The organism is Dermabacter sp. (genome assembly GCF_032550575.1).
GTDB lineage: Bacteria > Actinomycetota > Actinomycetes > Actinomycetales > Dermabacteraceae > Dermabacter > Dermabacter hominis.
The window spans coordinates 210,099-229,804 of the sequence record NZ_JAWFZC010000005.1 but is presented as its reverse complement, the minus strand read 5'-3'; the positions used below and the strand labels follow the sequence as shown (position 1 = coordinate 229,804).

The following is a 19,706-nucleotide window of genomic DNA, read 5'->3' as shown; positions in this document are numbered from 1 at the left end:
GGCCCTCACAGTCTAGTGGGCGCACCGCACGCACCCCACAAAATCCCAGGGCTGAGCGCGTATCGTGGAGTGTCACTCGTCACCACGGGAAGGATGACATGTCTGAGCCGCTCACGCTCTCGGGTATCGCGCCGTCGCCCTCGATGGCATATTTGCGCGCCCTCATCGGCGAAGGCGAGTCGATTCGCGAAGAGATCGAAGGCGACCCGGATCGCCTTATGCAGGTCGTACGCGAGAAGCTCGAGGGGTTCATGATGCCGTACGAATTCGGCCTCAAGGAGATCCTGACGAAGATCGAGATCCTTTCGGGCGAATGGGATGTGACGACCCCGCACAACCCCATCGAGCACGTAAAAACGCGCGTGAAATCGATGGATTCGCTGCTCGGCAAGCTCGTGCGCACGCAGTGCCCACCCGATCTCGACGAGATCCGCAACCGCATCCGCGACATCGGCGGCGTACGCATCACATGCAGCTACGTCCAGGACTGCTACCTCGTTGCCCACGCGCTTGCCTCCCAGCCCGACATCACTCTTCTCGAAGAGAAGGACTACATCGCGAACGTCAAGCCGAGCGGTTACCGCTCTCTTCACCTCATTCTCGAGGTTCCCGTGTTTCTCTCGACCCGCACGATCGATGTACCGATCGAGGTACAGATCCGCACGATTGCCATGGACTTTTGGGCGAGCGCCGAACACGAGCTCAAGTACAAGTATCAAGGCGAACTGCCTGCCGAGATGCGCGAAAAACTCATCGAGATCGCCGCGACTGCCGCGAGCCTCGATGAGCAGATGGGGATCGTGCGCGATCAGATCGAGGGGCCGCCTCTTCCGGGACGCGCAAGCGCCTAGAACAGCACGGTGGCGAGTGCGCCAATCGGCCTGAAGCCCGCACGCTCGTAGGCGCGTCTCGCGCGAACGTTGAAAGAGTTCACGTAGAGGGTGACGCGGGGTGCGTGGTCGCGACGAATGAGCTCTGCTGTGCCCCGCATGAAGGGCGCTGCGAGCCCTTGGCCGCGGTACGCGGGATCAATCCACACGCCGTGTACTTGGGCAACCCCGCCAAAGAGCGCACCGAGATCGGCCTTAAACACAATCCGCTCACCATCGCGCGCGATATACGTCCGACGCTCGCGCAGCAGATACTCGACCCGGTTGCGGTAGCCGCGCCCGCCATCCCCGCGGCAGGGATCCGTGCCCACCTCCTCGCGAAACATCGCGACGGCAGCGGGAAACACCCGGTCCAGGTCGCGGGTGTCAGCCGCCACCACGCCCGTGGAGGGGAGGTCCGACGGTTGCCCGGCGCAATACTCCAGAAGAGGCTGACTCTCGCGCACTTCGCGCTCAGGCGGAAGGCCCTCGCGCATAACCTCCCACATGTGCATCGCGATGCTGCGTTCCGCCACGATCGACGAGTAACGCGTCGAGAGCGCGAGAGCGTGCCGCGATAAGCGCTCGACAGCGTCGAAAGAATCGGGAGCGAGAACGCTAGCGCTCACGCCATGCCACAGAATTCCCCGGATCTCGCTGCCGCGCGTGAGCACCGCAAACTCGGAGCCGCTGCGACCAACCGCCGCAAGTTCCTCGAACCGAGCGGAGGCGAGCGTGCTCACGTGCGCTTCGCTCTGCATCGCTTCACGAGCAGGACCGAGCCACTGCCCTTGCAGGGGGCTGATGTCTGCGGGGCGCCTGCGCCACAGATTCGACAGGACACTCACCTGAAAAGGGTCACCGGCTTCACGATATCGGCGTAGATCAACAGGATGCTCATGAGAATGAAGGCGATCGCGATGACATTCGTGACGGGCAGCATGCGCGAGGCATCGACGGGTCCGGGATCCGCCTTCCCTCGCAACTTGGCGAGGCGCCGCCGCGCCGCCTCGTACAGCGCCGCTGCGACGTGGCCGCCATCCAGCGGCATGAGCGGCACAAGGTTGAAGACGAAAAGCGCCATGTTGAGCGAGCCGAGCATCGACAGGAACGTCCACGTTTTCTCCTTGAGGGAGAATCCGGGCGAGTCCTGCGACACGATCTCGCCGGCGAGCCTGCTCACGCCCACGACCCCCATCGGGCCATTCGGATCGCGTTCTTCGCTGCTCAACACTGCCTTGCCGATTTCCCACACGCGCACGGGAAGGGTCACGACGACTTTGCCGGTCCCCACGAATTGGTCCCATACGGCACCGGGAACCTCCGTCAGAGGCCGCGGGGTGAGCTCCTGTGTGCCGGTCACACCGAGAAAACCGGCCTCACGGGTCGCGTAGGAACCGTCGGCATTCTTAACCGGCTTACCCGAGTCGTCGCGTGCGACGACCGTGTTCGCGACTGGAGTTGCCGTCACGGTCATTGCTTTACCGTCGCGCAGGAGAGCGATCTCGACTTCGTCGTCAGGGTGCTTCCTAATCACCGTGCTCATCTCGTGAAAGTTCGCGACTCGAGTCCCGTCGACCGAGGTGATCACGTCCCCGGGTTTGATCCCCGCGGCGAAGGCGGGGGCTTCGGGCATGCCCTCGCACGACACATCTGCGGGTGCATTTGCGGGCACGACACATTGCGAGACGGCAGCGACCTTCGCCGTCACGTTCGGCAGACCGAAGCCGCTCAGGACGATCGCGGTGAGGACGATCGCGATCAGGAGATTCATCGTGGGGCCGCCGAGCATAACGACGAGTTTCTTCGGCACGCTCAACGCGACAAAGGTGCGGTGACGATCCTCAGCCGAGTACTGGCTCGAGTCCCACTGCTTGGCCTCCTCGCTCATCTGCTGAAAGAACCCCGTCGAATCCTCACGGATGACGCCTGGATCCTCTCCCTTGTGAGGCGGGAACATGCCGATCATGCGGATATAACCGCCAAGCGGAATCGCCTTGATCCCGTATTCGGTCTCCCCTTTCACGCGCGAGAACAGCGTGGGACCGAAACCGATCATGTACTGGGTCACGCGCACGCCGAAGCGCTTCGCGGGAACGAGATGGCCGATCTCGTGAAGGGCGATCGAGAGCCCGAGCCCGACAACCATCAAGAGGACGCCGAGCGCGTAGAAAAGGGGCATCACGGAACGGAAGCCATCACGTCGGCAACGTGATCGAGGTACACATCCACGACGGCCTCCTGGTAGCCCTCGGCGCCTTTACGTGCGCGGAACGCTGCTCGACGCACATCATCGACGCTCATCGCGAAGCCGTCCGTGAAATAGGCGTGGAGCTGATCGCACAGGGCATCGACGTCTTCGCGATCGTAAGCCCGTTCGCCCTGGCCAGCGGGGCGGAAACGCTCGCCCGCGGGCCGGGAGAGGCGCTCCTGGAGAACCTCCGCGCGCTCCGTGAGCGCCGCGATCCACGCCTCTTCACCATCGCGCTCGATTGCTTCATCACGGTACTGGAGCGCAAACGCATCCGAGAGGCGATCAAGGGCCTCGTCGACGGCGAGCATGTCGTAGCCGCCACGCTCGGTTGAAAACTTCGCGGTGATCACATCGGCTGGTTGGAAGGAGCCGTCGCGGCCCTCGTACGCGGCACGCGCGCGCAACAGGAAGTCATCGACCTCCTCGACGTTGTAGCCAAAGGTGAAACGTCCGGCACGCTTAAAAGCCGTACTCATCTACTTGCTCCCTCCCTCGACGGGGATGCTCACGCGACATAACCGGGGCGCTCAATAGATCGCCCTTGCACCACTGTAATGCTTGGATACGCGAAAGGCCGGCAAGCGTCGGCCCCGAAATCACGCGCCGGTACCGCGCGCGATTTCCTCAACCCTCGCCACGCGAGCCTCACGGTCCTCGCGGCGCGCATCAGTTTCCACGACGGTCGCGGCAAGCTGCCCGCACGCACCGTCAATATCGCTACCGCGCGTATCCCGAATCGTCGCGGAAATTCCGTGTTCACGCAGTGTTTCCACGAACGTGCGCTCCACCCACGGATCCGAGGCCGTCCACTTCGACCCCTTGACCGGGTTGAGCGGGATTGGATTGACGTGCACCCAGTGGGCGCCCCCGCGCGCGATGAGACGCTTGGCGAGGAGCTCCGCACGCTCGGCCTGGTCATTGATATCGCGAATGAGTGCGTACTCGATCGACACGCGTCTACCGGTCGCCTCGAAGTACTCCCACGCCGCATCAAGAATGTCGTCGACGTCGAAGCGTTGATTGATGGGAACGAGCTCGTTGCGAAGCTCGTCGTCGGGCGCGTGGAGCGACACGGCGAGCGTCACGGGAATCTCTTCCTTGATGAGCTTTCGCACGGCAGGAGCGAGCCCCACGGTCGACACGGTGATGTGCCGCGCTCCCATCCCAAACCCCTCGGGCGCGGGGGCGTTGAGCCTCTGGCACGTCGTTGCGACGGCACGGTAGTTCGCGAGCGGCTCCCCCATGCCCATAAAGACGATGTTCGTGACGCGGCCTTCACCACCGGGGATCTCGCCACGCGAAAGCAGAAGGTTCGCGATGCGCACTTGCTCGAGGATCTCCGCTGCGGAAAGGTTCCTCGTGAGGCCCATCTGGCCGGTCGCACAAAACGGGCAGTTCATACCGCAACCGGCCTCGGAGGAAATGCACAGCGTTACGCGATTCGAATAGCGCATGAGGACCGACTCGACGAGCGAGCCGTCGAACAGGCGCCACAGGAACTTTTGGGTCATGCCCTGATCTGCGCTCTGCTGCGAGACCTTTGTGAGGAGCGTTGGGAAGAACCGCTCCACGAGGGCTAAACGGTCCCCCTTCGGGAGGTCGGTCATGTCGTCAGGATCGGTCGTGAAATGCTCAAAATAGTGATTCGACAGCTGCTTTGCGCGAAAGGCGGGAAGCCCCATGTCCTTCACGGCTTCGGCGCGCTCGTCGAGAGTGAGATCCGCGAGATGCGCGGGCGGCTTCCCCCGGCGGGTCGGCCGCAACTGAAGCTGACCGGGGGCGAGCCTTACGGGCTCCCCCTTGACGACCTCGCGCGAAAGATCCTTCGCAACATCGAGCTTGGGCGTGGGATTCTCAACCACTGATGGCCTCCACAATCGCGAGAAGAATGTACACGGTCGGGGCGGTGAGAAGCATCGAATCGAGGCGGTCCATCATGCCGCCGTGCCCCGGAAGCAGCTGCCCCATGTCTTTAATGCGCAGGTCGCGCTTGAGCAGAGACTCACTCAAGTCCCCGATGGTGGACACGACCACCATGACCGCGCCGAACGCGAGACCCCACCCGAAGCCAATGTCGGGAAGCCACACGTGACCGATGAGGCCCGCAGCGGCGATACCACCCACGAGGGAGCCCGCAAAGCCTTCCCACGACTTCTTCGGGCTGATGCTCGGAGCCATGGGATGCTTGCCAAACAGGACCCCTACGGCGTAGCCGCACGTGTCGTTCATGATGGGAACCACGAGGGCAAACATGACCTTGTTCGCGCCGTTCGGCTGCGCCATGAGGAGGATCGTGAAGCTCGCCATAAACGGCACCCACAAAAGCGCGAAGATGCCCGCTACCGTGTCCCGCAGCGCCATGAGGCCCGTCGCCTCCGTCGTGCGCCACATGATGAGCACAATTGCTCCCACGATCGTGGACACGAGAAGCCCCGAGGCGCCGTACTGCCACGCCGACACCACCACGCCAACGCTCGCGACAAGCAGCGGGATCGAGGGAACTCGCAGGCGCGCACCCTCGAGGGCGTTCGCGACCTCGAGGGTCGCGATGACGACCGCGATGGCAACCACGGGCGTGAATAGAGCTGGGAGCACATATATGCACCCGTACAAAAGCGCCACGAGAGCAAGCCCGACGGCGATCGCGGCGGGAAGGTTCCGCCCGGCTCGGGGCGTGCGCGCATGTGTCGCAGCGGGCAGCTCGGAAACCTCGGCGACGAGCCGCTCTTCGCTCGCGAGCGCCTCGGAGGCCGCAAGCGGAACCTCGGGCGAAGTGCTTTCCGATACGGCAACGGCCGTGCCCGGCTCATTGCCAGGCACGGCGCGTCGACGACCGTGGCGTGTATTCACGAACGATGAGGGAAAGGCCGCTCAGACGGTGAGCAGCTCTTCTTCTTTCGCTTCGAGTGCGACATCCACCTGCTCGGTGTACTTCTTCGTGAGAGCCTCGAGCTCCTTCTCAGCGCGAGTGCCCTCGTCCTCGCCGATCTCCTTGTCCTTCACGAGCTTCTCGATGGCCTTCTTCGCGTGTGCGCGCGAGCCGCGGATCGCGATACGGCCATCCTCGGCCTTGGTCTTGGCAAGCTTCGTGTAGTCCTTGCGGCGCTCTTCGGTCAGCGCGGGCAGAACAATGCGCAGGTTGTCGCCATTGTTCGTGGGGTTCACGCCAAGATCCGATTCGCGAAGCGCCTCTTCGATCTGGGCCATCGCGCCCTTGTCGTAAGGCGTCACAATCACGGTACGGGCCTCGGGGAACTGGAACGCCGCGAGCTGATTGAGCGGCGTCGGGGTGCCGTAGTAGTCAGCGGTGAGGCCATGGAACATCGCAGCACTTGCGCGCCCCGTGCGGATCGCGGTGAACTCCTCCTTCGTCACCTCGACCGACTTTGCCATCTTCTCGCCGGCTTCTTTAAGGATGCTTCCGGTGTCCTCGCTCATGCCTCTCGGTTCCTTCCGATTAATTAAACATCTCGCCTGGTAAGGCTATCTTAGTCGCCCGTAACGACGGTGCCGATGCGGTCGCCGCACATCGCCTTCGTGATGTTGCCGGGCGCATCAAGACCGAAGACCATCATCTGCTGTTTGTTGTCCATACACAGGCTAAACGCGGTCGAATCAACGACGCGCAGCCCCTTGCTCAGCGCCTCCCTATACGTGAGGTGCTCGAGCTTGGTCGCGTTCGGGTCCGTCTTCGGGTCAGCCGTGTACACGCCGTCCACGCCGTTCTTCGCCATGAGCACTTCGTGGCAGCCGATCTCGAGCGCTCGCTGCACGGCAACAGTATCGGTCGAGAAGTACGGCATGCCCGCGCCCGCGCCGAAGATCACGACACGGCCCTTTTCAAGGTGGCGCACGGCGCGAAGTGGGAGGTAGGGCTCGGCGACCTGCCCCATCGTAATAGCGGTCTGCACGCGCGTGGACGTGCCGGCCTGCTCGAGGAAGTCCTGAAGTGCAAGGCAGTTCATGACGGTGCCGAGCATCCCCATGTAGTCGGCGCGACGGCGATCCATGCCTCGCTGGCTCAGTTCAGCACCGCGGAAGAAGTTGCCGCCACCCACGACAATCGCGCATTCAACGCCCGCGGCAACCCCCGCGGAAATCTCCCGAGCGATGCGCGAGACCACATCGGGATCGACGCCCACGCGGCCTCCACCGAAGGCTTCACCAGAGAGTTTGAGGAGCACGCGGCGCGAGCCCTCTTTCGGTTCAATGACGGGAATCGACGACGTGATGGGATCGGGGTCGGTACTCATCAACATTCCTTCCGAGTGCAGGTTCTCGGGGCCACAGTCTACCGGCCCGGCAACGCCCGCCCCTGTGGGGAAGGTCCTCGTGTGAGAAGCTCGAAAAGAAGCGAGGGCCCGCACCCGTGGGTGCGAGCCCTCGCGTTCACGCTTTGGCAAGCGTCGGAAATCAGTTACCCACGCGGAAGCGCACGAAACCGGTCACCGTGCCACCAGCGGCCTCGACAACCTTGCCGACGCTCTGCTTCGGGTCCTTGGCGAAGGGCTGATCGAGAAGAACGTTCTCCTTGAAGAAGCCGTTCATGCGGCCTTCAACGATCTTGGGGAGAGCCTTCTCAGGCTTGCCCTCGTTCTTCGCGGTCTCCTCGGCGATACGGCGCTCGTTCTCAACCACATCCGCGGGAACGTCCTCGCGGGTGAGGTAGAGAGGCGAGTAGGCCGCGATGTGCATCGCCACGTCACGCGCAACCTCGGCGCCGGCCTTGTCGGTCGCGACGAGCACGCCGACCTGCGGCGGGAGGTCCTTGTTGGTGCGGTGCATGTAGTTCGTGACGACCTCGCCCTGGACGCGGCCGATGCGGCGAACGAGGATCTTCTCGCCCATGGTCGCACCGGCGTTCGTGAGGGCCTCGCCGAAGGAGGTCTCAGCGAGTTCCTCGGGGGTCGTAGCGCCCGACTCGACGGCGGCCGCAACGGCCTCGTCACCGAGAGCGATGAACTTGGCGTTCTTCGCAACGAAGTCGGTCTCCGAGTTGATCTCCACGAGCGTGCCGAGCTGGCCGCCCTCGACGTCGCGGACATCGGCGGCGATGAGGCCCTCCGATGCGGCGCGACCCTCGCGCTTCGCGATGCCCTTGAGGCCCTTGACGCGGATGATTTCGACGGCCTTCTCGTGGTCGCCGTTCGCCTCGTCGAGAGCCTTCTTGACGTCGAGCATGCCCGCGCCGGTCTTCTCGCGAATGTCCTTGATGTCTGCTGCCGTGTAGTTAGCCATTATCTGTCTCCTCTAAATGGTTGTGGGAGCGAACAGGTGATAGTCGAAAAATCAGGCTTCTTCGGAGGTTGCTTCGGCAGCCTTGTCCTCAGCAGCGGGAGCCTCGGTGGCCTCCTCGGCCTTGCCGGCCTCTTCCTGCTGAACCTCGGACTGCTTAAGCAGCTCCTGTTCCCACTCGGCGAGCGGCTCGGCGTCAACGGCCGACACGTTCTTCTCGCCCTGGGTCTGCTTGGCGTGGCGCTCCTGGAGGCCGGCGGCAGCGGCATCGGCGATGACGCGGGTCAGGAGGGTCACGGCGCGGATCGCGTCGTCGTTACCCGGGATCGGGTACTGCACTTCGTCCGGATCGGCGTTGGTGTCGAGGATTGCCACGACCGGAATGCCGAGCTTGGTGGCTTCGTCAACGGCGAGGTGTTCCTTCTTGGTGTCCACGATCCACACGGCCGAGGGAGCCTTGCTCATGTCGCGGATGCCGCCGAGGGTTTTCTCGAGCTTTTCCTTCTCACGGCGCATCATGAGAAGTTCCTTCTTGGTCCACTGCGAACCGGCGACGTCCTCGAAGTCGATCTGCTCGAGTTCCTTGAGGCGGTCAACGCGGCCGGAGACAGTCTGAAGGTTGGTCAGCATACCGCCGAGCCAGCGCTGGTTCACGTAGGGCATGCCCACGCGGGTGGCCTGCTCCTGGATCGACTCCTGGGCCTGCTTCTTCGTGCCGACGAAGAGGATCGTGCCACCGTGGGCAACGGTCTCCTTGACGAAGTCGTAGGCCTGGTCGATGTAGGTGAGCGACTGCTGAAGGTCGATGATGTAGATGCCGTTGCGTTCGGTGAGGATGAAGCGCTTCATCTTCGGGTTCCAACGGCGGGTCTGGTGTCCAAAGTGGACGCCGCTCTCGAGGAGCTGGCGGAGTGTCACAACTGCCATGGTCGTAACTACCTTTCTGGGCCCTGGGCTCGCCCGCCTCACTCACACCCGCGGGGCGTGGGCTCGGTGGGGTTCTTGCGCAAAGCCTGTTCTCGTTTTTTACGGGCCGACGGTTGCCGGCTCGCCCTAGCGCCCTGCGTTCGTGCCGCCACTTCCCTCGTGGGAGGATCGTGGAACGAAGGCACGCGCGCGTGCATGGGCGCGCGAAGTCACCCGCGCATGCGAGTGCTACGGCAACTCTAATACAGCGAAGCTGACTCGCGCACGGATCCGAGCAGACGTGTGAGCGAGTCCGCGCCTCACGCTGCACACCTTTTATCATCCACAGTCACGCGGGGTGGTCTTGTCGGGGATTCTCGGGCGCGATGTGCTTACTCCATGCACATGTCTACGAGGCTCGGCGCCCGCATCCTTCTCGCACTCGCACTCCTCATCGGTGCCGGAGTTGTGGCGCTCCCGCCCGCGCACGGTGACGATCAACCACCCGACTCCCTCGAGCACGCCGTCGCAGTCGTGAACCGGGCAAGGCTCGCTTCTCTCGCCGTTTTTGCGCCTACCGCTCAGGCGCCTGCCCCGCCGACCATAGATTCGCACGAGCACGAAGGGGCGTGGGCCTGGCCCATCGGCCCCGACCATGACGTTGTGCGGTTTTTCGAGGCGCCCGTCCACGCATACGGTCCCGGTCACCGCGGCATCGATATCGTCGGAAGCACCCTCGTGGTGCACGCCGTTGAGAGCGGCACAGTGACCTTCGCGGGAACGGTCGCGGGCAAACCCGTCGTGGCGATCCTCCATGACAGCGGGCTGACCTCCACGTACGAACCGGTCCTCGCTTCGGTCGCGAAGGGGGACGCGGTGAGCAGAGGGCAAGTGATCGGGGTTATCGAGCAACCGTCGGAACACGCCCATTGCGAGGCGGGATGCGTGCACCTCGGGGCCAAGCGAGGCAAGCAATACCTGGATCCGCTGCCGTTGCTCGAGGGGCGGGGGCCGAGTGTGCTCCTGCCTCCCCACTCGAGTTGAGCGAGCTCAGCGCGGCTCATCCATTGCTGGCTAGGCTCGCGGGTGTGCGTGCCTAACGGCGTCTTTGAGACGCTCGGCGGAGACGTGCGTGTAAATTTGCGTGGTTTGAAGAGAGGAATGGCCAAGCAGGTCCTGGACGCTGCGCAAATCCGCGCCGCCCTCCATGAGGTGCGTTGCCGCGCTGTGGCGCCACGTGTGCGGTGAGATGTGCCCCTCGAGACCTCCCTCGCGGGCTGCACGATTGACGATCGTGCGCACGGCGCGATCGTTGAGGCGACCTCCACGCGCGCCGAGGAACAGCGCTTGCGAATCTTCACGCATGAGGTGCGGCCTCCCGAGCTGCTCCCACCTGTCGAGCGCCTCGAGGGCCGGGACACCGAGCGGAACGACGCGCTCTTTATTTCCTTTACCGATCACGCGCAGCGTGCGATTGACGCGATCCACGCTGCGGCGGTTGAGGGCGCACAGCTCGGAGACGCGAAGCCCGCACGAGTACAGCACTTCGAGAACGGCCGCGTCCCGAACGCGCAGAGGGTCCGCCTCGGGGCCCCCCTCGGGCCCGACGCTTGCCTCGTGCGCGGCGTTTTCTGCCTCTTCGAGGATGCTGCGCGCCTGGTCTGCGCTAATGACGTGCGGAAGTGCGCGACCACGTTTGGGCGCGCGCAGGCGCCTACCGGGATCGAGGTCGGTAAGCCCCGTATCGCACATCCACGCCGTGAACGTGCGCGCAGCCGCGGCGGCACGCGCGAGCGTCGTTGGGCTGTGGCCGGCGTCGGCTCGTGCGGCAAGCCACGCGCGCAGGTCCTGGATCGTCAGGTCCCGCGCCTTGCGTTCCGCATCGTCGCCGCCGTCGCGCTTCACCTTCTCGCACGTGAATTCGAGCAGCGAAACCGCATCGGAAAGATAGGCGCGAACCGTGTGGTCGCTGCGTGCGCGCTCATAGCGAAGGTGCCGCTCATAGCGCACGAGCAGCTCCTCGTCACCGGAGGCAACGAGGAGCTCTCGCCCGTCATTAGGCGTGCGCGACTCACTCGTGGGACTCATCCCTCCAGTGTGTCACGTGGCTTCCCTCGCACGGGGGCGCGACTCGATGCTCAGACTTCGTCGCCTGCAGTGATCGCGGACGCCTCTTCCTGCTGGTTCGCGTGAGGCGTTGTCACACGCGTGAGGAGTCCGTGGCCACTTACGAGAATGATCATCGAGAGGACAACCGCACCGGCGGCAAACCAGTAGGGGCCGCCTGCGCCAAGCGCATCGGAAATCGCCCCCGAGACCGCGGGGGCGATTGCTCCGCCGAGGAAGCGCACGCCCGAATAGGTCGAGCTTGCAATGTTGCGCGGAAGGTCGGTCGCTTCCATCACGGCTTCGGTGAGGGCCGTATTGAGAATGCCGAGGAAGAGGCCCGCGACGACGACGGCAGTGACGAGCAGCGCAAGACGCTGGGCACCGAGCGCCATGGTGACGAGGCACGCCGCGAGAAGCGCGAGCGTCACCGACAGCACGGGGATGAGCCCGAATCGGCGCGTCAATTTCGGGGCTGCGAGCACCGAGGTGACCGCAAGAGCAAGGCCCCATCCGAAGAACACAAGGCCGAGTTCGTGCGCACCGAACTCGATTCCCGCGGCGTGCGCGGCAGCCTCGAGCGGATAAGGCGAGTACGCGAGGAGAGTAAAGAATCCGAAGTTGTAGCAGAGGGCAGCGGCGCTGAGAAGAAGAAGCGGCGGGCGACTCAGTGCGGCGAAGCCAGCCCCAAGCGAAGCCTTCCGTGGTGCGGCAGCTGGTTTCGGCAAAAGAACGACGATCGCGACAAGGCCGATCGCCATGAGGGCAGCGGTTCCGAAAAACGGCATGCGCCACGAGATCGAGCCGAGGGCGCCGCCGGCGAGCGGCCCCACGGCCATGCCCACGCCAAGCGCAGCCTCGTAAAGGATGATGGCCTGACCGGAGCCGCCCGAGGCAGCCCCGACGATCGCCGCGAGAGCTGTGGAAATGAACAGGGCGTTGCCGAGCCCCCAGCCGGCACGGAAGCCGATGATCGCGTCGACGCTACCCGCTGTTCCCGCGAGCGCTGCGAACAGCACGATGAGGATGAGTCCCGTGATGAGGGTGCGTTTCACGCCGAGCCTGCTCGAGATGAACCCGCTGAAGAACATCGCGATCGAGGTGACGATCAGGTAGCTCGTAAACAGGAGCATCGTTTGCGAGGGACTTGCATGAAGCTCACGACTGATCGCCGGAAGAATCGGGTCAACGAGCCCGATCCCCATGAACGACACCATGCATGCGAAGGCAATCGCCCACACGGCTACCGGCTGGTGAAGGATGGACGGCGTGTTTTCGGGTTCGGGAGCCGCGGGGCTATCTCCTGGCGGCGTCGTCGATTCTGCGACCTCGGGGGCGGCAACGGACATTCGAATGGAACTCCAATCTGACAGTGCTGTGGGCGCCTGAGCGCGCCCGTGCGTGCGGTTAGCGTTGGGGGCGCGCGAGCGCGTCGGCTAAGTCGCCGAGGAGGGCCGCCGCGTGTTCGAGCGTGTGGAGATCCTCGGGCGCTAAGGCGGTGAGCGCGGGTCGCACGGATGCGGCAGAGGCCGCACGGGAACGGTCGAGCTCGGCACTGCCCGCCTCGGTGAGCGTGATGACGCTGGCACGGGCATCGCGCTCATCGGAACGCCGTTGGACGAGGTTATCGGCCGCGAGACGGTTGACGATCCCGGTCATCGTTGGTTGCGATACGGACTCGCGCGCCGCGAGTTCGCCGACGCGCAGCGGTCCACCGTGGCGCAAGTTCGCGAGCACGCGCACCGAGATGAGTGAGCGCGCGCCACCCGCATTGCGGCCGGCGGTCCGACTAAACCGGAGAGCATTCGCGACCAGTTCGTTCGCGAGTTCGTCGAGATTGCTGCGCGGACCTTCAACGGCCTGATTCCCGGATTCCCCCATTTGCATAGCTTGACTATATAGCTTCCCTAAGTATTGCCTCAACCTCGTGTCCGTAAGATCAACCACACGCCGCCGTCATTAAGCGGCCCCCGAAGCAACGCGACGCACCCTGCCGCGGCTCACCTGCACGAGCCCGAGAAGCTCGATTCGCGTGAGGCTTGCCGCCACCTGTTCGGGATCGAGGGCACACAGGGACGCGAGCTCTCCAACGCCAATCGGGGAAAACCGCGGGATGCCGTCAAACACCAGGCGATCCACGGGACCGAGAAGGTCGACGTCAAGTGGGAGGGTGCCGGGCGAGCCGGAATTCTCCGTAGACCCGACGGTTGCCGAAAACCCCGCTCCCCCCGAGATCATGAGCTCGACGTCCTCAACCCGCGAGACAAGCTGCGCACCCCGCTCGGCGATCAACCGATGGCACCCGCTACTTTCTGCCGAGGTTACGGGGCCGGGAACAGCACCAACGGGGAGAGACAGCGAATCGGCGTGCGCGGCGGTCGACAGAGCTCCTGAGCGCCACGCAGCCTCGATCACGATCGTGGCGTCGCTTGCCGCGGCAATGAGCCGGTTGCGCGACAGAAACCTCCACCTGGTCGGCCGCGTACCGATGGGCGCCTCAGAAAAAAGCCCACCTTCATTCCTCACACGGGTAAGGAGCGCCGCGTTTGCGCGCGGGTAGTAATCGTCGAGGCCACCCGCGAGGAATGCGGCGGTCCCGCCCCCTCCCCCCTTGAGGCTCCGCGCCGCGAGCGCTCCAGCGTGGGCCGCGGCATCGATCCCGAGCGCGCCACCCGAGACCACCCGCACTCCTCGTTCCGCGAGCGCCGCGGCGAAGTCGTGGGCAACGCCAGTGCCGTAACGCGTCGCTCCACGCGAACCCACGAGGGCAACGGAGCGCATAGAGTCTGCGTTCTCGCCAGCGTGACCGCCGGCGCACCACAGGGCGAACGGCGCGTTAATCGCGAGCCGCGAGAGTCCCGCGGGCCACCCTGCTTCGCCGGGCCGGATGAGCCTGATGCCGTGCTCGCTCGAGTGCTCGAGAACGTATCGCGCTTCGCTCGCTCGAGCCTCCCACGCAGCTTTAGCCTTTTCGGCAGCGCTTCGCGCGTCGCGGATTCTCATGGATTCATGCGCGGCGGTCACGTGAAGCCGCCCAGCCTCTGGATCGTGGGCGGCTTCCTCGAGGGCCACCGCAATCTCGCGGATAGAGCCGTCGAGCGCCAGGGCAAGTGCATCGACGGGCCCGCGCGAAAGCCACAGGTACCGTGCGGCGGCATCCGTCGCTTCAGCGAGGGCGCTCCACACCGCTCGCGCCTCGAGGTCAGCACGCGAAGCACATGGCTCGAGAGGAACGGAGTCGGCATCCCAAAAACGCGCCACCTCGCTCCCGCTTCTCGGCTCGATCACGACGCATCCTCCCCTCGAAGCTCGAGAGCCGTCGCGACGTGGGCGCTCGTCGGCCGAGCCTTCCCCTCAAGGTCGGCGAGGGTCCACGCGACACGCCGCACGCGGTCGCGGCCCCGCATCGTGAGGCGACCGCGCTCCACTGCACGCACCAAGATCGCGTCGTCGGTGCGCTCCAATGGCATCTCTTGATCGAGAAACCGGCCGCTCACCTGGGCATTGACGAGATAACCGCTGCCGTCGAGGCGTCGATGCTGAGTCTCGCGCGCCGCACACACGCGCTCTCGAATGTGCGCGCTCGATTCTTCTCTCGTCGACCCGCTGAGGGAACGCACGGGCGCAAGCGTGATCCGAAGGTCGATGCGGTCGACGATCGGCCCCGATAGACGCGCCATGTAGCGGCGGCGCTGAAGCGACGTGCACCGGCACCGGTCGCCTCGCGCATCGGCATGGCCGCACGGACACGGATTGGCGGCGAGGATCAGTTGAAACGCCGCGGGGTAGGTCGCCACGCCGCGAGTGCGGTGGAGAGACACCTCCCCCGTCTCGAGCACCTCCCGAAGCGACTCAAGAACCTTGGGCGCGAACTCAGGCGCTTCGTCAAAGAAAAGCACTCCCCCGTGAGCGCGAGAGACAGCGCCGGGACTCGCAAGGTTACTGCCGCCGCCGATGATCGACGCGACGCTCGAGGTGTGGTGCGGAGCGATAAAGGGTGCCTCGCTCACAAGTCCCTTCGACGCATCGAACTCCCCGGCAATCGAAGCGATCGCGCTGAGCTCGAGAGCACGCTCCGGCTCAAGCGGAGGAAGGATGCTTGGAAGGCGCGAGGCAATCATGCTTTTGCCCGCGCCGGGCGGCCCGAGAAGGAGCATGTGATGACCTCCCGCGGCGGCGATCTCCGCCGCCTCGCGCCCGAGTTTTTGCCCCTTGACGTCAAGAAAATCAGGCTGTTCGCGCACGGTGGTCGGCGGTTCGCCTGGGCCCTCTTCCTCCTCGAGGTCAAAAAGCCCACGTCGACTCCACACGGCCTTTCCCCCGAATGCGTTAAGGACCTCGCCGAGATGGCACGCAGAGTGCACGTCGATGCCGGGCACGAGGCGCGCTTCGTCAGCGTTAGCCTCGGCGACGACGACCCGACGCACCCCGCTTTTAGCGGCTGCCCGCACTGCGGGGAGAATCCCGGGCACGGGCCTGAGACTCCCCTCGAGCGCAAGTTCAGCGATGAAGAGCGTGTTCTCAAGGTGTCCCGGCGGGAGGACCCCCTTCGCAGCGAGGGTCGCGACGGCGATCGGGAGATCGAACCCGGAGCCACTCTTTTTCATCCACGCGGGCGAGAGGTTTACGGTAACTTTCTTCTCCCCAACGGCATGGCCCGCGTTGGCGCACGCACTCTTGACGCGCTCGCGGGCCTGGAGGGTCGAGGAGTCCGGGAGCCCCACGATCACGAAAGCGGGAAGCCCCCTGCTGATTTCGCATTCAACCTCAACAATTCGCCCCTCGAGCCCCCACAGGCTCATGCCGAGCACGCGCGCGACGCTCATGAGCCCACTGCCTTGAGGTGTGTGACGTCGACGTGCCCGCCGGGCATGACGAAGACACCGAAAGCATCGAGACGCACACCAGAGTGCTGCGGGCTTCGCTCGAGAAAATATGCGCCGATCATCGTGCGAAGCTTGCGTACCTTGCGGGAATCGACCGCTTCTACCGCCGAGCCCATCACGAGGCTGCGCCGCGTTTTGACCTCGATGAACACGAGCGTGTCGCCGTCGAGCGCGACGATGTCGATTTCGCCGTGGCGCGTGCTGAAGTTCCGCTCGAGGATCTCGTAACCCGCGCGCGTGAGGATGTCTGCGGCGATGTCCTCGCCGAGGTTGCCAAGTTTTTTGGTGGAGAGGGTGTCGGCACCGCGAGTGTCGACTTCTGTCGTGATCGTCATGCCTCACACGATGCCGAAACTACGCATCGGTGTCAGTCGAGCAACGACCAATTGTGGATGGGTGCGCCCTGTGAGGCGCGAACCACCGACTACGGCATGGCTAGAGATCGAACTCGGGCTTCTCAAGCTCTTCAACGTTGACGTCCTTGAACGTCAACACGCGAACGGAACGCACGAATCGCGACGTTCGGTGCACGTCCCACACCCACGCATCGGCAAGGTTCAACTCGTAGAACACTTCGCCACCCGCATGCTGAACATGCACGTCAACCTGGTTCGCGAGGTAGAGCCTACGCTCCGTTTCGATGCGGTACGCATACGTTCCCACGACGTCGCGGTATTCGCGATAGAGCTGAAGCTCCATGTCGGCCTCGTAGGCATCGAGATCATGCACGTTCAAAGCGCCCTCCCTCACGTCGTGGCTCTCATGGTTGTTCGCAGCGGCGTGCCACCCGCGATTGTCAAGATTACAGTGGCAGATCGAATCCCGGCTGTTCAGCCGGCACGAGCTTCCAACTCGCGCGATGCTCGGCGTGGATCCCGAGCTTTGCGATCGCCTCGCGGTGCGCCTTGGACCCGTAGCCTTTGTTGCCGGCCCACCCGTACCCGGGGGCTTCGGTGTCGAGCGCACCCATGTGGCGATCTCGCGCAACCTTCGCGAGAATGCTCGCCGCGGCCACTGATACGCACGTCTGATCAGCCTTGACGACCACCTCGAGCGGGCACTCGAGCGGCGTCTCGCACCCGCGCGACACATAATCGTGGTTCCCATCCAGAATCACGCCCGCAAGCGGCACGTCGAGTGCCTCGCGGGTCGCCTCGAGAGCACGCGTCACCGCGAGGGTGAGCGCATGAGAAATACCGTGTTCGTCAATCTCCCTGGCCCGTGCAGTTCCGACGGCTGCCGGGCACACCTCGGTTCCGCATCGCGCAACGAGCCCGAGCGGAAGAGGAATCGAGCTCGCCCCGCCCGCGAGGGTCGCGAAAAACACCTCGCGTTTGGTGGGGCTGAGCAGCTTGGAGTCTTTGAGGCCCGACGGTAGCTCGGCAAGCGTCGGAACCGGATCCTCACCCCGCTCGCACCTCACCGCGAAAGCGCCCACCGCGACCGGGCCGGCGAGAGCCCCGCGACCAACTTCGTCGAGCCCAATAACCGCGCACGACGAGGCCTCAGGGTGTGCGGCAAGAAATGCACTCGCAAGAAAAAGCTCGCGCTCGGCAGTCGCGGGGGGACGTGGCATTCGCGTCACGCGGGCCTTACGCGGCGAGCGCGAGGGGCGACAGATCCCTCGACCGCGTGGGGCCGATGCTTGCCGCGCTCTCGGCGTTGTTCAGTTTCTCGAACACCTTCTCGCCGTCCTTGAGGGTGCTCCAGTGCTCGAACGGGAGGAAGAGCAAGACGGCTTTGCCCGCTACCTTCGATTCGTCGACGAACGGGTCCTCGCCACGCGCGTAATGCTCGGAGGAGTCGGCGCTATTGAAGCGGTTGTCCCCCATGACCCACAGTTTGCCCTCGGGGACCGTGACGTCGAACGACACCTGGCACGCACCGTTACCGGGAACGATGTAGGTTTCGTCGAGCTCCACACCGTTAACGCTCATCGGGCCGCCGCGTTCCTTGCACACGATGTGGTCACCGCCCACACCGATGAGGCGCTTCACGAGGTGATTTTCTGTCGGGTCCGGGGCGAGCCCCACGTAGCTGAGGGCTTTGGAGACCTGCTGTCCGGCTGTGAGCGGGCGATCGTGGTTGCCTCCCACCCAGTTACCCGGGTCTTGAAACACGATGACATCGCCACGGTGCAGGTCGAGAACTCCCGGATGAAGCTTCGAGACGAGGATCTTGTCGTCTTCCATGAGGGTCGGGTGCATCGACGCCGACGGGATGAAGAACGGCTGCACGAGGAAAGTCTTGATCAGCACAGCAACGATGAGTGCGATGACAATGGTGACCGTCCAATCAAGAACCGAGCTGAGCACTCCGCTCTTTTTCGCGTGGGCCCTGGCGCCGGCACGGCGCGACGAATCCCCACTCGGATCGGCGGGATCCGGTGCGGTCGACGATTCGCGCGGTTCGGGGACCGCGGGGGCGGGGGGCTCGAGCTCAGACATCGGATCCAGTCTAGTGGGAGATCTCGCGCCCATCGGAAAGCGGCCACACGACACGCGTTACGCGCCCTTGCGTACGTGAAACGGGAACCATGCCTCCACCAGGATCACCGAGGTGATTGCGCGAATCGGATGAGTGATCGCGGCTGTCGCCGAGAAGGAACATGTGCCCCTCGGGCACCGCGACATCAAAATCGACCGCGCTCGCACGCGTGAGGGAATCGGGAAGATAGGGCTCCTCGAGCGGGCGACCGTTCACCTCGAGCTGGCCTTCGCTGGTACAGCAGCGCACGCGATCGCCGCCGACGCCGATCACACGCTTCACCCAATACTGTGACGCTCCGCCGAAATACCCCTTACCGTCGAACACCACGACGTCACCACGACGCGCCGTACCTCGGCTCGTGCGATCCACGACGATGTACTCCCCCGCGTTGAGCGTCGGCGCCATTGACCCACTCGGCACGTGGTAGGTCGTCACAACGAAATGTCGCACACCAAGCACGGCGAGAAGTACGACGCATAAAACCGCGGCGATCACCCACACGAGGAGCGATCGCCGCGGCTGCGATTGAGAGCGCAAGGCGCGAATCAGGAGTGTTCGCGCTTCTCGCGGATGCGGGCCTTCTTGCCGGTGAGGCCACGAAGGTAGTAGAGCTTCGCACGGCGAACGTCACCGCGAGAAACGACCTCGATCTTCTCGACCGTCGGAGCGTGAACCGGGAAGACACGCTCGACGCCGACGCCGAACGAGACCTTGCGGACGCGGAAGGTTTCCTTGATGCCGCCGCCCTTGCGAGCGATGACGTAGCCCTGGAACACCTGGATACGCGAGCGGTTACCTTCAACAACCTTCACGTGCACCTTGACGTTGTCGCCAGCGCGGAAATCGGGAACGTCGCTCTTGAGGTGCGCCGCATCGAGTTCATCGAACTTCTGCATAAGTTTTCTCCTGCCTCCCGCCCCGGGTCGGACGGCGAATGTTTTACCCCCTGGCGGCGGGTCA

Annotated in this window: 22 protein-coding genes; 2 read left to right on the top strand and 20 right to left on the bottom strand. The window is 64.4% G+C overall.

Annotated elements, in window-relative coordinates:
- The first annotated feature begins 98 nt into the window (after positions 1–98).
- Positions 99–851 (top strand): GTP pyrophosphokinase family protein, encoded by a 753-nt coding sequence (locus tag E6X30_RS07415; protein WP_016663040.1) that lies wholly within the window; start codon positions 99–101, stop codon positions 849–851.
- Here the strand turns inward: E6X30_RS07415 and E6X30_RS07410 are convergent.
- The 9 genes from E6X30_RS07410 to rpsB all read right to left on the bottom strand — a co-directional run bounded on the left by E6X30_RS07410 (position 848) and on the right by rpsB (position 9,285).
- Positions 848–1,717, bottom strand: a complete 870-nt coding sequence (locus E6X30_RS07410; protein ID WP_016663041.1) for a GNAT family N-acetyltransferase — start codon at positions 1,715–1,717, stop codon at positions 848–850. The two genes, E6X30_RS07415 and E6X30_RS07410, sit on opposite strands and share 4 nt — an antisense overlap.
- Complete coding sequence (locus tag E6X30_RS07405) at positions 1,714–3,051, bottom strand: RIP metalloprotease (RefSeq protein ID WP_016663042.1); 1,338 nt, start codon at positions 3,049–3,051, stop codon at positions 1,714–1,716. Before E6X30_RS07405 ends, E6X30_RS07410 begins: the two co-directional genes overlap by 4 nt.
- Complete coding sequence (locus E6X30_RS07400) at positions 3,051–3,599, bottom strand: DivIVA domain-containing protein (protein WP_016663043.1); 549 nt, start codon at positions 3,597–3,599, stop codon at positions 3,051–3,053. Before E6X30_RS07400 ends, E6X30_RS07405 begins: the two co-directional genes overlap by 1 nt.
- Before the next feature lie 120 nt (positions 3,600–3,719).
- Positions 3,720–4,985, bottom strand: coding sequence for a 23S rRNA (adenine(2503)-C(2))-methyltransferase RlmN (rlmN, locus tag E6X30_RS07395; protein WP_016663044.1), 1,266 nt, complete (start codon positions 4,983–4,985; stop codon positions 3,720–3,722).
- On the bottom strand, positions 4,978–5,973 hold the full coding sequence (locus E6X30_RS07390) for a phosphatidate cytidylyltransferase (protein ID WP_232049672.1): 996 nt from the start codon (positions 5,971–5,973) through the stop codon (positions 4,978–4,980). Before E6X30_RS07390 ends, rlmN begins: the two co-directional genes overlap by 8 nt.
- Before the next feature lie 21 nt (positions 5,974–5,994).
- Positions 5,995–6,561 carry a ribosome recycling factor gene (frr, locus tag E6X30_RS07385; RefSeq protein ID WP_016663046.1) on the bottom strand — a complete coding sequence of 189 codons (567 nt, stop codon included), beginning with the start codon at positions 6,559–6,561 and terminating at the stop codon, positions 5,995–5,997.
- A 50-nt stretch (positions 6,562–6,611) separates the two neighbouring features.
- On the bottom strand, positions 6,612–7,376 hold the full coding sequence (gene pyrH, locus E6X30_RS07380; protein WP_016663047.1) for a UMP kinase: 765 nt from the start codon (positions 7,374–7,376) through the stop codon (positions 6,612–6,614).
- Between the two features lie 160 nt (positions 7,377–7,536).
- Entirely contained in the window at positions 7,537–8,361 is an 825-nt protein-coding gene (gene tsf / locus E6X30_RS07375) for a translation elongation factor Ts (protein WP_016663048.1), read from the bottom strand.
- A 51-nt stretch (positions 8,362–8,412) separates the two neighbouring features.
- Complete coding sequence (rpsB, locus tag E6X30_RS07370) at positions 8,413–9,285, bottom strand: 30S ribosomal protein S2 (RefSeq protein WP_316335973.1); 873 nt, start codon at positions 9,283–9,285, stop codon at positions 8,413–8,415.
- A gap of 384 nt (positions 9,286–9,669) precedes the next feature.
- Here rpsB and E6X30_RS07365 point away from each other — a divergent pair, with 384 nt between their 5' ends.
- A complete protein-coding gene (locus E6X30_RS07365; protein WP_083288081.1) occupies positions 9,670–10,308 on the top strand; it encodes a M23 family metallopeptidase in 639 nt (212 codons plus the stop codon).
- Positions 10,309–10,338: 30 nt separating this feature from the next.
- Here the strand turns inward: E6X30_RS07365 and E6X30_RS07360 are convergent, their stop codons facing one another.
- The 11 genes from E6X30_RS07360 to rplS all read right to left on the bottom strand — a co-directional run bounded on the left by E6X30_RS07360 (position 10,339) and on the right by rplS (position 19,642).
- A complete protein-coding gene (locus E6X30_RS07360) occupies positions 10,339–11,352 on the bottom strand; it encodes a tyrosine recombinase XerC (protein ID WP_083288076.1) in 1,014 nt (337 codons plus the stop codon).
- A gap of 50 nt (positions 11,353–11,402) precedes the next feature.
- Complete coding sequence (locus E6X30_RS07355; RefSeq protein ID WP_016663052.1) at positions 11,403–12,719, bottom strand: MFS transporter; 1,317 nt, start codon at positions 12,717–12,719, stop codon at positions 11,403–11,405.
- 58 nt (positions 12,720–12,777) lie between these two features.
- Positions 12,778–13,257, bottom strand: a complete 480-nt coding sequence (locus tag E6X30_RS07350) for a MarR family winged helix-turn-helix transcriptional regulator (RefSeq protein WP_016663053.1) — start codon at positions 13,255–13,257, stop codon at positions 12,778–12,780.
- 72 nt (positions 13,258–13,329) lie between these two features.
- Positions 13,330–14,658 (bottom strand): DNA-processing protein DprA, encoded by a 1,329-nt coding sequence (locus tag E6X30_RS07345; protein WP_016663054.1) that lies wholly within the window; start codon positions 14,656–14,658, stop codon positions 13,330–13,332.
- Complete coding sequence (locus E6X30_RS07340; RefSeq protein WP_016663055.1) at positions 14,655–16,196, bottom strand: YifB family Mg chelatase-like AAA ATPase; 1,542 nt, start codon at positions 16,194–16,196, stop codon at positions 14,655–14,657. Before E6X30_RS07340 ends, E6X30_RS07345 begins: the two co-directional genes overlap by 4 nt.
- The gene (locus tag E6X30_RS07335) at positions 16,193–16,591 is read right to left on the bottom strand and encodes a YraN family protein (RefSeq protein WP_016663056.1); all 399 of its coding nucleotides are present in this window, start codon (positions 16,589–16,591) and stop codon (positions 16,193–16,195) included. Before E6X30_RS07335 ends, E6X30_RS07340 begins: the two co-directional genes overlap by 4 nt.
- A 100-nt stretch (positions 16,592–16,691) precedes the next feature.
- Positions 16,692–16,991, bottom strand: coding sequence for a DUF2469 domain-containing protein (locus E6X30_RS07330; RefSeq protein ID WP_016663057.1), 300 nt, complete (start codon positions 16,989–16,991; stop codon positions 16,692–16,694).
- A 67-nt stretch (positions 16,992–17,058) separates the two neighbouring features.
- On the bottom strand, positions 17,059–17,832 hold the full coding sequence (locus E6X30_RS07325; RefSeq protein WP_051120586.1) for a ribonuclease HII: 774 nt from the start codon (positions 17,830–17,832) through the stop codon (positions 17,059–17,061).
- Positions 17,833–17,848: 16 nt separating this feature from the next.
- The gene (lepB, locus tag E6X30_RS07320; RefSeq protein ID WP_016663059.1) at positions 17,849–18,703 is read right to left on the bottom strand and encodes a signal peptidase I; all 855 of its coding nucleotides are present in this window, start codon (positions 18,701–18,703) and stop codon (positions 17,849–17,851) included.
- 10 nt (positions 18,704–18,713) lie between these two features.
- Positions 18,714–19,283, bottom strand: a complete 570-nt coding sequence (gene lepB / locus E6X30_RS07315; protein WP_232049673.1) for a signal peptidase I — start codon at positions 19,281–19,283, stop codon at positions 18,714–18,716.
- 8 nt (positions 19,284–19,291) lie between these two features.
- Positions 19,292–19,642 carry a 50S ribosomal protein L19 gene (gene rplS / locus E6X30_RS07310; protein ID WP_016663061.1) on the bottom strand — a complete coding sequence of 117 codons (351 nt, stop codon included), beginning with the start codon at positions 19,640–19,642 and terminating at the stop codon, positions 19,292–19,294.
- Between the last annotated feature and the right edge of the window lie 64 nt (positions 19,643–19,706).

What these genes read in the sequence shown, in the direction of transcription:
- E6X30_RS07415 (WP_016663040.1), top strand. Translation starts at nt 99, where the DNA reads ATGTCTGAGCCGCTCACGCTCTCGGGTATCGCGCCGTCGCCCTCGATG.
- E6X30_RS07405 (WP_016663042.1), bottom strand. Translation starts at nt 3,051, where the DNA reads ATGCCCCTTTTCTACGCGCTCGGCGTCCTCTTGATGGTTGTCGGGCTC.
- E6X30_RS07400 (WP_016663043.1), bottom strand. Translation starts at nt 3,599, where the DNA reads ATGAGTACGGCTTTTAAGCGTGCCGGACGTTTCACCTTTGGCTACAAC.
- frr (WP_016663046.1), bottom strand. Translation starts at nt 6,561, where the DNA reads ATGAGCGAGGACACCGGAAGCATCCTTAAAGAAGCCGGCGAGAAGATG.
- pyrH (WP_016663047.1), bottom strand. Translation starts at nt 7,376, where the DNA reads ATGAGTACCGACCCCGATCCCATCACGTCGTCGATTCCCGTCATTGAA.
- tsf (WP_016663048.1), bottom strand. Translation starts at nt 8,361, where the DNA reads ATGGCTAACTACACGGCAGCAGACATCAAGGACATTCGCGAGAAGACC.
- rpsB (WP_316335973.1), bottom strand. Translation starts at nt 9,285, where the DNA reads ATGGCAGTTGTGACACTCCGCCAGCTCCTCGAGAGCGGCGTCCACTTT.
- E6X30_RS07365 (WP_083288081.1), top strand. Translation starts at nt 9,670, where the DNA reads ATGTCTACGAGGCTCGGCGCCCGCATCCTTCTCGCACTCGCACTCCTC.
- E6X30_RS07360 (WP_083288076.1), bottom strand. Translation starts at nt 11,352, where the DNA reads ATGAGTCCCACGAGTGAGTCGCGCACGCCTAATGACGGGCGAGAGCTC.
- E6X30_RS07355 (WP_016663052.1), bottom strand. Translation starts at nt 12,719, where the DNA reads ATGTCCGTTGCCGCCCCCGAGGTCGCAGAATCGACGACGCCGCCAGGA.
- E6X30_RS07350 (WP_016663053.1), bottom strand. Translation starts at nt 13,257, where the DNA reads ATGCAAATGGGGGAATCCGGGAATCAGGCCGTTGAAGGTCCGCGCAGC.
- E6X30_RS07340 (WP_016663055.1), bottom strand. Translation starts at nt 16,196, where the DNA reads ATGAGCGTCGCGCGCGTGCTCGGCATGAGCCTGTGGGGGCTCGAGGGG.
- E6X30_RS07335 (WP_016663056.1), bottom strand. Translation starts at nt 16,591, where the DNA reads ATGACGATCACGACAGAAGTCGACACTCGCGGTGCCGACACCCTCTCC.
- E6X30_RS07325 (WP_051120586.1), bottom strand. Translation starts at nt 17,832, where the DNA reads ATGCCACGTCCCCCCGCGACTGCCGAGCGCGAGCTTTTTCTTGCGAGT.
- lepB (WP_016663059.1), bottom strand. Translation starts at nt 18,703, where the DNA reads ATGTCTGAGCTCGAGCCCCCCGCCCCCGCGGTCCCCGAACCGCGCGAA.
- rplS (WP_016663061.1), bottom strand. Translation starts at nt 19,642, where the DNA reads ATGCAGAAGTTCGATGAACTCGATGCGGCGCACCTCAAGAGCGACGTT.